This window comes from Candidatus Woesearchaeota archaeon (genome assembly GCA_016192995.1).
In the GTDB taxonomy this organism is placed as follows: domain Archaea; phylum Nanobdellota; class Nanobdellia; order Woesearchaeales; family DSVV01; genus JACPTB01.
Map to the genome: position 1 here is coordinate 1 of JACPTB010000001.1, position 12414 is coordinate 12414.

General features: G+C 34.4%; 14 protein-coding genes. 5 read left to right on the forward strand and 9 right to left on the reverse strand.

The features are described 5' to 3' along the window. Positions 1 to 1521, forward strand: a 1521-nt coding sequence (locus HYY69_00005; protein MBI3031837.1) for a hypothetical protein, incomplete at its 5' end; no start/stop codon positions are given. Between the two features lie 331 nt (positions 1522 to 1852). Next, on the forward strand, positions 1853 to 5929 hold the full coding sequence (locus tag HYY69_00010) for a hypothetical protein (GenBank protein ID MBI3031838.1): 4077 nt from the start codon (positions 1853 to 1855) through the stop codon (positions 5927 to 5929). Positions 5930 to 6113: 184 nt separating this feature from the next. On the opposite strand, the gene HYY69_00015 is transcribed toward HYY69_00010, so the two are convergent. Together HYY69_00015 and HYY69_00020 are read right to left on the reverse strand one after the other, a co-directional pair. Beyond that, complete coding sequence (locus HYY69_00015; protein MBI3031839.1) at positions 6114 to 6383, reverse strand: hypothetical protein; 270 nt, start codon at positions 6381 to 6383, stop codon at positions 6114 to 6116. Positions 6384 to 6388: 5 nt separating this feature from the next. Beyond that, the gene (locus tag HYY69_00020) at positions 6389 to 6598 is read right to left on the reverse strand and encodes a hypothetical protein (GenBank protein ID MBI3031840.1); all 210 of its coding nucleotides are present in this window, start codon (positions 6596 to 6598) and stop codon (positions 6389 to 6391) included. A 128-nt stretch (positions 6599 to 6726) separates the two neighbouring features. Between HYY69_00020 and HYY69_00025 the strand changes: the two genes are divergently transcribed. Then, positions 6727 to 6930: a hypothetical protein gene (locus tag HYY69_00025; GenBank protein ID MBI3031841.1), complete on the forward strand. Its 204-nt coding sequence runs from the start codon at positions 6727 to 6729 to the stop codon at positions 6928 to 6930. 30 nt (positions 6931 to 6960) lie between these two features. On the opposite strand, the gene HYY69_00030 is transcribed toward HYY69_00025, so the two are convergent. Then, positions 6961 to 7521, reverse strand: a complete 561-nt coding sequence (locus HYY69_00030; GenBank protein ID MBI3031842.1) for a HEPN domain-containing protein — start codon at positions 7519 to 7521, stop codon at positions 6961 to 6963. Further along, the gene (locus tag HYY69_00035) at positions 7518 to 8120 is read right to left on the reverse strand and encodes a nucleotidyltransferase domain-containing protein (GenBank protein ID MBI3031843.1); all 603 of its coding nucleotides are present in this window, start codon (positions 8118 to 8120) and stop codon (positions 7518 to 7520) included. The genes HYY69_00030 and HYY69_00035 overlap by 4 nt, the downstream gene beginning before the upstream one ends. A 110-nt stretch (positions 8121 to 8230) precedes the next feature. Between HYY69_00035 and HYY69_00040 the strand changes: the two genes are divergently transcribed. Beyond that, complete coding sequence (locus HYY69_00040; GenBank protein ID MBI3031844.1) at positions 8231 to 9790, forward strand: hypothetical protein; 1560 nt, start codon at positions 8231 to 8233, stop codon at positions 9788 to 9790. A 3-nt stretch (positions 9791 to 9793) separates the two neighbouring features. Here the strand turns inward: HYY69_00040 and HYY69_00045 are convergent, their stop codons facing one another. Then, positions 9794 to 9967: a hypothetical protein gene (locus tag HYY69_00045; protein ID MBI3031845.1), complete on the reverse strand. Its 174-nt coding sequence runs from the start codon at positions 9965 to 9967 to the stop codon at positions 9794 to 9796. Between the two features lie 226 nt (positions 9968 to 10193). On the opposite strand from HYY69_00045, the gene HYY69_00050 reads away from it, so the two are divergent. Then, positions 10194 to 10490: a hypothetical protein gene (locus HYY69_00050; protein ID MBI3031846.1), complete on the forward strand. Its 297-nt coding sequence runs from the start codon at positions 10194 to 10196 to the stop codon at positions 10488 to 10490. Positions 10491 to 10506: 16 nt separating this feature from the next. Here HYY69_00050 and HYY69_00055 read toward each other — a convergent pair whose 3' ends face one another. From HYY69_00055 to HYY69_00070, 4 genes are all read right to left on the reverse strand, one after another. Further along, complete coding sequence (locus tag HYY69_00055) at positions 10507 to 10965, reverse strand: hypothetical protein (protein ID MBI3031847.1); 459 nt, start codon at positions 10963 to 10965, stop codon at positions 10507 to 10509. 112 nt (positions 10966 to 11077) lie between these two features. Then, positions 11078 to 11863 (reverse strand): PKD domain-containing protein, encoded by a 786-nt coding sequence (locus tag HYY69_00060; GenBank protein ID MBI3031848.1) that lies wholly within the window; start codon positions 11861 to 11863, stop codon positions 11078 to 11080. Positions 11864 to 11910: 47 nt separating this feature from the next. Then, on the reverse strand, positions 11911 to 12168 hold the full coding sequence (locus HYY69_00065; protein ID MBI3031849.1) for a type II toxin-antitoxin system RelE/ParE family toxin: 258 nt from the start codon (positions 12166 to 12168) through the stop codon (positions 11911 to 11913). Continuing rightward, positions 12165 to 12368, reverse strand: a complete 204-nt coding sequence (locus tag HYY69_00070; protein MBI3031850.1) for a hypothetical protein — start codon at positions 12366 to 12368, stop codon at positions 12165 to 12167. The genes HYY69_00065 and HYY69_00070 overlap by 4 nt, the downstream gene beginning before the upstream one ends. Between the last annotated feature and the right edge of the window lie 46 nt (positions 12369 to 12414).

Consider the following 12414-nt stretch of genomic DNA (forward strand, 5'->3'; position numbering starts at 1 on the left):
ATAGGTGATGGACCAACATGTTGTTTTAACGGAAGTTTAGATCAAATTAAAATCTATAACAGAAGTCTGACTGTTTCCCAAATACAGAAAAACTTTGAGTTAGGTCAGATAGGGTTTGATAATAATATGACTGTCTTCAATGAAACTCGATCTGGTGAAGTTTGGACAGCATATGCAGTTCCTATTGATGCTCGAGGTTTTAATGGAACTAATTTTACTAATAGTGTAACTATTCAGGATAATACTGCTCCCACAATCACTGCTTCTCTCAATGAAACAAATGCAACCTTAACAACATTAAGTGACATTAATGGAACAGCAAATTATTCTGATTCAAATGGCGATACAGGTACTGTTTATTTCACGTGGTTTGTTAATGATACTAAAAACTTTACGCAAACAGCAACGAGTGTAACTTCAAACATCAATGTCAGCCGCATTTTTACTCAAGATAATTTCAGCAAGGGCCATACTATTATTTTGGAAGCAACGCCGTATGATGGTACAACTAATGGAACTGCTGTTAATACTAGTTCATTAACTGTTCAAAACATTGCTCCGCAAATTACCATTGGATTAAATGAAACAAATGCGACTTTGACTGGTTTAAGCGATATTAATGCAACAGCAAATTATACAGATCGTGATTCCGATTCTGGAACGGTTTATTTCACATGGTTTGTCAATGATACTAAGAACTTTACTCAAACAGCGACGAGTGTAAGTCCTAATATAAATGTTAGCAGACTATTTCTTGAAGGCAATTTCAGCAAAGGCTATACTATTATTTTAGAAGCAACACCATATGATGGCGCTACTAATGGAACTCCAGTTAACACTAGTTCATTGACTGTTGGTAACCTACAACCGTCTATCTCTGTTTCTGTCAACGAAACTAATGCAACTTTGACTGGCTTAAGTGATATTAATGCAACAGCAAACTATACAGATAGCGATTCAGATACAGGCACAGTCTATTTTACCTTGTATCGTAATGGTACTAGTTTAATAACATTAATAGCGACGAGTGTGAGTCCTAATATAAATGTAAGTAGAATATTTTTGGAGGGTAATTTTAGCAAAGGCCATGCTATTATTTTGGAAGCAACACCATATGATGGTGTAACGAATGGAACAGCTCGTAATACAAGTTCATTTTCATTAACTGTTCAAAACATTGCTCCGCAAATTACCATTGGATTAAATGAAACAAACGCGACTTTAACAAGTCTCAGTGATATCAACGGAACAGCAAACTATACTGATACTGATTCAGATACCGGTACTGTCTATTTTACCTGGTATATTAATGATACGAAGAATTTTACCCAAACAGCGACGAGTGTGAGTCCTAATATAAATGTAAGTAGAATATTTTTGGAGGGTAATTTTAGCAAAGGCCATGCTATTATTTTGGAAGCAACACCATATGATGGTGTAACGAATGGAACAGCTCGTAATACAAGTTCATTGACTAGGAAACTCTCCTCCAACTATACGTGTTTCTGTCAACGAAACTAACAGCACCTTAACAACATTAAGTGACATCAATGCAACAGCGAATTACACTGATGGCGATTCAGATACAGGAACGGTTTATTTCACGTGGTTTGTTAATGATACTAAAAACGTTACGCAAACAGCTACGAGCGTAACTTCAAACATCAATGTCAGCCGCATTTTTACTCAAGATAATTTCAGCAAGGGCCATACTATTATTCTTGAAACAACGCCTTATGATGGTATAACCAATGGAACTGCTGTTAATACTAGTTCATTAACTGTTGGCAATGGAGGTCCAAGTGTTTCTATTCTTAGCAGTACCTCAAGTCTTACTTCGAGCCAGTCATTGATGGTTAATGCAAGTTATACTGATCAGGATAGTGATTCTGGAACGATTTATTTTGAGTTATTTGTCAATGATGTTTCACAACTTATTCAATCAGCGACCGTTGCTCACAATCGTAGCAATGTTTCAACATTCAGTCCGAATAATTATGCGCAAGGAAATAAGCTTATTGTTCAAGTTCATGGTCAGGATTCAGCAAGTTTAAACGGTACTAAAGTTAACACATCACAATTAACTGTCGAAGCAGCACCTTCTAATCCTCCTACGGGGAGCCCCGAGAGTGGTGAGCCAGGTACTACTCCTGTTGAACCACCGCCTGAATGTGAACCTGAATGGGAATGCGGAGATATTACTAAAGCAGCTTGCATAGATGGAAAACAAACAGTCGAATGCACTGATGGCTGTGGAAACACTAAAACACAATCACAAGCATGCCAGGAATTTTGCGAAGACAGTGATAATGGACAAGAGCTTACTGTTCAAGGCACAGCGAATGGCTTAAATCCAAGAACTAAAGTTCCTTTTAGCGGAACAGATAATTGTTGGGAAACAGGCAGAATTTTAGAATATTACTGCAGAGACAATAAACTTACGTGGAATACTTTTGATTGCCCTCAAGGAACAACCTGTAAAGAAGGCGCGTGTGTTGCCTTTGTTCCTGTTGAACCTATTTGTGAAGATTCAGATGTCACTGATAAAATTTATGATCCAGCTTTGCCATTGTCAAATTATAAATACTTTAATCCTCTTGAAAAAGGTTCAGTTACCACGGTCAGTGCTGATGGTACAGAAAAAAGCTTTGATGATGCATGCAGGCGAGAAAGACTGACAGAATTTTATTGTGATGGTGCAAAACAAGCTACAAAATCTTATATTTGCCCACAAGGAACAACTTGTATAGAAGGTGCTTGTTCTGGAACAACTTGCGAGCCAGTCTACGATCCAGCTTGTGAAACAGATTTCACTGAGATTGCATGTGTCAATAGTCTGCAAACCAAAGAATGCCCTGATATTAGTGAGTGCAATGGTCCAAGCAAACTAGTAACTCAGCCTTGTGGTTGTACTCCGCAATACGATCCAGCTTGTGAAACAGACTTTGCTGGCGTCGAGTGTAAAGATGGTCAAAAGACAAAATCTTGTCCTGACATTAGTGCTTGCCAGGGTCCTGCCAAGCAATTAACTCAATATTGCGGTTGTGTTCCTGACTTTGGCGACTGTCCAAATTGGAATGAAGCTTCTTGTAATAAAAACAAATTAAAAATAACTTGTCAAGACTTACATGGTTGTGTTGAACCTGTTAAATATCAAAAATCATGTTCTGTTCTTGAAGAAGAATTTGTTACTGAAATTCCACCTGAAGAACTAGAAGGCGAGTATGTTAATGGAAGCTTTGTTCCCTACTATGGCGTTAAACTAGAAACCGTCAGCCAAGATGGTGAACTCATTGCTACTAATAACAAATTAGTTAAAGATTTTGTTATTAATGAAAATACTTCTTCAAACATTGAAGTCAAAGTAACAAATACTGGCATTAAACCATTATCAGACTTAAAAATTGTTTTTGATGTTCCTCAAGATTCTGCTTCTTTTATTACTTCACCTGCAGCCTTATCATCTCTTCAGCCAAAAAAAACAGGGAGTTTTAAAACAACTATGCACATAGGCAACATAAAAAAATCATTTCCCGTAAAATTGAATATTTTCACTAAAGAAACCTATGTTTTGTATAAATTTTATGGTGTTGTCGATAAAATATGGAAGTATGTTGATAAAGACGTTGTTAAACGATTATTTAAGCGATTATTGCCGGCAGTGTTTGAAACTATTCCTGTTCCGGTTTGGTGGTTATTATTTTTTACCTTGCCGCTCCTCTTGTTGCTTCAAAACACCCATATTATTGATGAATCTACTTTTATCAGCTTGACCGTAACACGTCATATCGATCAGTTTGGAAAACTGTATGTTCACTCGCCAGCTTATAGACGATACTCTCGTATGAATAATGTTAAACCACTTCTTGTTAAATCTGCTGACGAGCGTGAAGTTCGTGAACTCCAGAAGATGTATAAATTAGACGAAGAATTATCAGAACTCATTATTGCAAGCAAGAGAAAATATAGGCCGCGCATTATCACCAGTGTTTCAATTCCTCCTCAATTAAAGCATAAATATTTCATGCTTGGTTTTGTCAACCCTTTACATGCTTTCCCTCTCTACCTTATACAAACGTATATCAAGAAAGCACGCTTTAATGGCTATCGTGATGCTGAAATACGTGAGGAACTGCTTAAAAAAGGCTGGTCTCTTCGTGAAGTTGATTCCTGTTTAGGCTTAGCGCATGGCACTGAGCATGAACAAGTGTATAGTTATATTAAAGAACATCTTGCAAAAGGCTTTACCTTGCATGATATTCGAACAAAACTTGTTGCTCATGGTTGGGCAACTAATGTCGTTAAACAATGCTTACAGCAACGTATTGTCCCTCTTGAACCTAAATTAAATAAACTAAGTGTTTTAGATCACGATGGTGTTAAGAAGATTCATGATTATATTCTTCATTTTGATCTTAAATCACTTATTCATCAAGAAGTACAGCGCGGTGTTCCTCATGAAAAAATATTTATCCATCTTCAAAAAGTTGGTTGGCATCCAGAAATTATTGCTCAACAGCTCAAGGTTCCAATTACTAAATCTAAATTAACACATGGTTTAGAACTCTTGTCAGACTATGTTTCACAAGAAGTGAATCAAGGATTTGAGCTTGACGACATTAAACACCGTTTAATTCACAAAGGCTGGCGCGTTGATATTTTGCATAAGTTGTTTACAGAACGGCACATAACTGCGTCATCCATTGTTAGCAACTATATTGACCGAGAACTCTTAGATGGATTTACCATTGATGAAATCAGGGTTAAACTTCTTAATCGCGGTTGGAAGCATGTGCTTATTGACCAAATATTCATAGAAAAATTAGTGCAGCCAACAAACTTAATCTTATCGTATGTTGATAGAGAAATGCTCGCAGGTTTTGACACACTTGCCATTAAAAATAAATTATTGCGAACAAACTGGAAAAAAGAGCTTGTTGATACCTGTCTTCATTATGCTATTAAACAACCGTATAATATTATTCTTTATTATATCAATCATACCTTGGAGCAAGGATACTCTATAGATGATGTCCGCGCAAAATTACTTGATAAAGGTTGGAATAAGATTGTTGTTGATTCCTGTTTAAAACTTCGCATTGACGACGCATCATCAAAACTTCTTCGTTATATTGCCATGGAATTAAGATTAGGTGTTGATATAATTAAAATAAGATCGTCATTGTTGAAAGCAGGCTGGAACATGAGGGTAGTAGATGCATTTATTGAGCAGCGAACATTGCAAGCATCTTCTCTTCTTGTCACCTACATTGATGCAGAGTTAAAATCTGGTTATGCGTTGTCTGCAGTTAAACAAAAATTACTGCAGAGAGGATGGCATCAAGCAATTGTCAACAAATGCATTGATGTTGTTACGAAAAAACCTCGCAATCTTGTTGATGCTTATGTGCAACGGTTGACACAACAAGGCCATGATCTTATTACGGTTAAGAAAAAACTGCTTGAAAAAGGCTGGGAGAAATCATTTGTTTCAGAAGTGCTTGATCCTAAAATCAGAAAAGGCCATGCTGTTATACTTGAATATGTTGGCACTATGCTGAAAAAAGGTTTTGTATTAGAGCAGATTAAACAACAGCTCTATGAAAAAGGATGGCGAAAAGAGGTTGTTGAGGATGCTTTATATCGAGAATTGCTTCGTTATTATCATGTTATCGATGGCTATGTTGCACAGCAGTTAGCGTCAGGACAAGATCTTGGTTTAATACGAGAACAATTATTGGAAGTTGGTTGGAAAGAAGAACTTGTTAATCTGGTGTTTGAAGAACGTTTTAGCAAGAAAATTGAAGAGGTATTGAAATATGCGCGGGGAATGCAGCAAGCAGGTTTATCAATTGATGAGATACGAGCACGATTATCACATAAAGGTTGGAAACAGGAGATTATTGATACTTTGATGAAGAAGTTGTGAATCTTTAATCATATGTTGAACATTCTTTTTCATCAGGTGTTAGGTTCTTTGTTTTTATTGCAGACAGTATAATCAAGTCCGCATTGAGGTTGAGCTATTCCAGCAGCTTTATCACAACCCTGCAATCCTTTAGCGCAAGCTGTAGCACTTGCTCCGCATACTTTGATAGGTATTTTCTTGCTATTTAATCGTAAACATCTTTTCGATGATCGAGTGCATGAAAATAAACTATTTTATTCTTTTGATCAACACTAAAAACTAATCTATATTTTCGTGCAAGTCTTGTAGATTTCAATCCATGCAAAAAACCAGCAAGGTTTCCTCCGATTGAAAAAGGATTCTCTTTAAGTCTTTTGATTTTTACATCCAATTCGAGAAGTAGTTCATGATTATTTTTGTGTTTCTTAATATGCTTTAAAAAAGTATCAGTACTCTTTATACACCATTCATCCATACTGGTCAACCTAAGATATCCTTAACAGAATGTATCTCTTTTACTCTATTTTGCTTTATATCTTCAGCACTGTTCAATAACTGTTTCATTGTTTCAGGATTATTGATAACTGCAAGAGTATCAAAAAGAGAATCTAATTCATTCTTAGTAATCATTTCCCTTTCTATTTTTTTTAGTTCATCATAAACATGTTTGATAGATATTGTTTCTGGCATTAAAAAATGAGAGTAATACTAGTATTTATAATTTTGGAATTTTTATGCTGTGCCTTTAAATTTAACATCACCACCATCCAGTAACTAACCAAAACATTTATAAATGATGAATGCCTAATATACATACCATGGTGGGTGTTCAAAGTTTAGAGGCTAGAGTAGATAGAGGAGTTTTCAATAGATTAAGTAGGGTTATTTCTGATGGTTGGGATTCTTTTGCTGATTATATTGGGCATGATTATCATTTAACAGTTGCTCGTATGCATGATAGGTTGGCTGGGAGAGGTATTTTCTTATCACAGGCAACACATTGCATATTTCTAAATCCTTAAAACAAATAACTATCGGTAAATATTAGGCGTTTATTCCTCCAAAATGTCAGCAATTTTATTAATAAACTTCTGTGCATCATCTAAAGTCATTTCTGCCAAATGTTTTTCAAAGGAAACGCTTCCAGAATAACTTGCACGCTCTCTTCGCTCTTTTGCTTTTCCAATTTCCTTAATTTCCTCCTCACGTAATTCAAGAATTTTTGAAATGTTTTCAATATCTTTGTTTTCCAACGTCTTTCCTAAACATTCTTTGCAAAGAACACAAATAGTTGCCAAATGTGTAGTTGCTTTGTAACCTATCTTATAAAGTAATGCCATTGCACTATGATACATTGCATAATATGAAATAACAATAACCCAATCATAGTAGGTCTCAGTTTCAAGTCTCTTGTTGATAGTATGCTGGTTCTTGGTTGTAAAATTTGCAAAATCGAGATTGTGGTATGCTTTTTCAATATGAACTTTTGAGAGTGATGAAGAAGGTTCAATCTTTCTGATTAACAATTTCTTCTTATATTTTTTAAAATCACGATTCAATATTTTTTCATTCTTTAACCACACTTGCCATTTTGACTGTTTATTTTCATTCATTGTAAAATACACCTAAAAAATGTTTCTCCTCCTTCAATAATAATATGTTCTGCTATGATCTCTTTTGCAAGCTCATTTTTGTTCCTAAATTCTTTAATTTTCATAAAATAAGGACTAATTTTTAGGCCTGTTCTTCCATTTACTATCTCAATAATATCCTCTACTTTTTTAATGTCATGTTCAGAAAAACTCTCTTTTGTCAATAACAAGTCAACATCAGAACTTTTATGGGCATAACCTTTAACTAAAGAACCAAAGACAACTAAGGTTATATAATCATGATATTTCTCTTTGAACATTTCTAAAGCTCTTTTAAGGTTCTTTTGTTTTTTAAGAAAGGCTAATGTTTTATTATATTCGACAAGTGATAACAAGGAAAAAACAGAAGATGATTTTTGTAACGAATAGTATTTTACATTTGCTTCTGTTTTGACTTCTAAAATCTTTTGTTTTACAAACTTTCGTAACACTCTTAATGTTCTTGGCTTACTAAGTTTAGTAACTTTTACCAACTCTGCAAAGTAATGCCTCCTTAAATCTAAGAACACTCCTATAATAGTGACTTCTGCAGTATTAAGCAGTGTATTATTTTCGTACACATAGGTATGATTATCGTACACATATATAAATCTTTCTTAAATGTTAACATCACTACCATCCAGTAACTAACCACAACATTTATAAATGATGAATGCCTAATATATTTACCATGGTGGGTGTTCAAAGTTTAGAGGGTAGAGTAGATAGAGGAGTTTTCAATAGATTAGGCAGGGTTATTTCTCATGGTTGGCATTCTGTTGCTGATTATATTGGGCATGATTATCATTTAACAGTTGCTCGTATGCATGATAGGTTGGCTAGCTTACGAAGCAGAGCAGCTCAATATAGTGTTGGTGGTGCATTAGGTGTTGCAGGTCTTGGCTGCGGAGTTGCAGGCAGTACAGGTAAAGATTATAATGAACCAGATACAGAACAATCAACACCTTATGATACATCAGTTCCTCTTGCTGATACAAAGCCAGTAAGTTCTAGGAACCCAGATACTGGTTATAAACCAGAAGATACTTCTCGAGTTCCTCCACCAAAAGATACTTCTCAAGGAGATGTTCCAACATCAAAAGATGAAGGACAACCTTATGATGCAGGCAAAGATGATACAAATGATGGTGTTACAGATGTTCTAGTTTCTAAAGATGAAGGTTCTGACCTTGAACAAAAGGTTTGTTTAGATAAAGATTTAGATGGTCGAGCGCCAACAGGTACTCCTCCTGATCAAAGACTTGGTTGTGCATATAAAGAGCAAGATGATTGCGATGATAAAGATCCAAACGTTAATCCTGGAATGACAGAGATTAAAGGAAATGGTAAAGATGATGATTGTGATCCTGCAACAAAAGATACTTACACTTTATTAGTTAATGTTCAACATGGTCTTGGTACAGGGCCTGTAAAAGGAATTGCATTATTAGTTAAGAATGCTTCTACTCAAGCATCATGTACAACAACAGATGATAATGGTGATGCAAGCTGTGAATTACCTTCAACAGAAGGTTTTAATTTAGAAACAGGTATTACCAGTAAATTCTATCAAACACAAAGATTTCCAGATGAAGTCCAATCAGCAGTTGAAGGAGATGTTGTGATGACATTGTGGTTGATTGAGAAACATCCATTACCTATAGGATCTCCGTATAAGGATTTCTGGGATTACTTTACAGATATAACCGGTACAGAACCAGTATTAAAAATTGAAATGCCAGATGGTACAATAAAAGAAAAAATAAACAAAAAAACGTTTGCTGATTACTTAGACAGTGATTTACGTATTTTTATACCAGATTATGTTGATGATGGAACTAATTATAAATCAGTAATGAAAGCGGCAGTTCAAGAGTGGATTGACAAATTAAAAGAACATAATCCTAATGCATCTCTTCTTAAAATAGTTGACGATGAAGCAGATGCTAATCTAGTTATTGTTCCTTATGGTGGAGGAAGTTATACTCCTATGAGTCAATCAGATAGTGGTGCAATCTTAGGTGGAACAATCTATCTTGATAAAGGTGCGTTCTCTGACGATGTTAAATCAACAATAAAACATGAATTAACACATGGATTTGGTTTTGAACATGGTCAAGATCCGGATGATATTACTAATGGTGCTGGTGGAAACGGTAAAGTTTCTAATATAGCTGCCTATTCAGTTTTATATGCCAATACTATCAAAGGTCAGCAAACAAGAGATCATATTAAATATGACGTTAAATAAATTCTAATTTTCTTTCATTTTCAAACGTTTGATAACTTCACTATATTTTTCAACTTCTTGTTTAATTAAATCAATAATCAGTTTTTCTCGAATCTTTTCAATAGAGCTGGTTAATACGTTAAAATCATCATACAAACTGTCCTCAAGTTCAATAGTTATTTTTTTCATAACAAACACATACCTGAATATACACTCGATAATATATTGTCTTAATCCTTAAGAATCTTAAATATTCTTATACCATTGCTACTACCTCCATTATTTGGGGGTTATAAGGCGTATAAACCAAAAGTAACACAGTATTTAAAGAAAATCTTAAGATTCTTAAGAAAAACTATAATATGCTACTTATTAGTAGTAACTTAATAGATTATCGAATAAATTAACTACAAAGGTGAGAATTATGGAAGAAAAGACAGAAAGAAAATATAGTTTGAATGCACTTGTTTTTGTTGCAACACTTACAGCGTTAGCAGGTGCACAAGCAAATAATGTTTATGTCCATAGCAAACATAAACCTGTAGCTGAACATGTGACAACATCACAACATACAGCTACATATGAGCCAAGAAGAAATCCATTTGAAAAGTGTGCATGGAAAGTTATTGATGACTATGCAGGTAAAGATAATCTTAAATTGAGAAATGGATTATATGCTTGTAGAGTTAAGCGTGCATTGGATTATCTTATTTTAAAATAATTTTTATTTTTTATTATTAATAAAACGAAATCTCTTCTTTATCAGGTAAAACATTATATTGATAATATTTAGTCGTACCAAATTTTGTAAAACAACAAGCTTTATTGTCATCCTGATTAGTTGAAGGTACAACACACTTATTATTGATAAACCATTTTAAATCTTTCTTTTCTTCTGTTGGCGTATCTATTGGGCATTTAGATGGTTCAAAGCAACTTTCAGTCACAGGTATACATGCTTCTTTATTAATATCATACTTATATCCTAATGGACACCAATATCCATTAGTACATACTAAATCTTTTTCCTGTATCTTAACAATAGCTTCTGGATCTTCTTTGTAAAACTGTCCATTAAATGCACATCCTAGTTGACATGTTCCGGGAGCTGTTTTACCATCCGATACACAAACATCATAACCAAATAATTTTCCTTTTTGATCTTCTAAAACATCAGCGCATTTCATCTCCACCATCGGACATCCCTGTTTACAACACAATTTATTAGTATAGATATCACATGTTCCAGCAACAGAATTCTTAACATCTTTGAATGAAGCTAAACAACTAAATCCTTCTTTACATGGACTATTTGATGAATTTCCCAGTAAGATATTTCAATACTTTATTATTACCAGTGCAATCCCGTTTTAATCCAGTATCTCCTTTATGGCAAACCTGAACATTCATCCCTGCATCCCATGTTCCAACATTGGCATCTTTATTGCCAGACATAGTAAATATAATGTGTTCATTTGATTTACATTGTAAAGCAGGCGTAGCACTTTCACTTGCTGTAACTTGTAAATTTTTAGAATATGTTTCTGCGCAATTATTCTTGCCATCAGTTACTTCAAGGGTAATTTTATGATCTCCAGTAAGGGAAAAACTGTAATCAAACTTGCATTGAGTGCTGATCTTAGTGCTTCCATCCTTCCATGTACAAGTAACTTTATCATTATTTTTATCGTTCTCATTAGCAGTAAAGCTGATTTTTTTATTGGGTTCAGCAGAACTTGGATTATAGCTTATTGAACCAGTTGGACAATCATTTGTTGAAACAAATAATGATTCGCATTTCTTAGTTTGTTCATTGCATTTATTTAATATAGTACATCCGCCACAGGCATCTTTTATCTTTTCACAGGTGTAAGGTTCTTTGTTTTTATTGCAGACAGTATAATCAAGTCCGCATTGAGGTTGAACTATTCCAGCTGCTTTATCACAACCCTGCACTCCTTTAGCACAAGCTGCAGCGTTTGCTCCGCTGCTCTTTACTGGTATTTTCTTGTCGCATTCAACACAGCGCATATCTAAGCCGTTTGGATCAAGATTAAAACATAAGAATGTGCTGCAATCAACGTGCTTTGACATTTTTCACCCACCGCAATGCCAGGTCAAAAATGAAGCCATGAACGTGTTTAATATACATTTTCTCTGCTGTCTATTTTGATAATAATTATTTTATTTTCTTGATAATTAATTCTATACAACGCTCGATAGTCACCGATTCTAATTCTAAATAGTCCATGATTTCCAACAATTGTCTTTGCATCATGGGGCACAGGATTATTTAACAGGACGTCATCAATCTTATCCATTATTCTCTTCGCAATATATTTATCTAATTTTTTCAGAAATTTTGTTGGTTGTTTATCGTAATCTATTTGAAAACTCATTTTTCTAACTCTTTTCGAAGATTCTTACTAGATATCAACCTGCCTTCTTTTTCATTCTTGTAACTATCTTCAACTAGTTGTGATTCTTCTGAATTAAGAAACATATCTCTATCTACCATATGATCTTTAATATAATCTAACTCAGACCTGATATGATCTAATTTAAGATCTAATTTTTGAAATAATTGGTCTGTTTCCATGCACTCAATTAGTGTAAGGTAAGTTATATATTTTTCTATAATTATT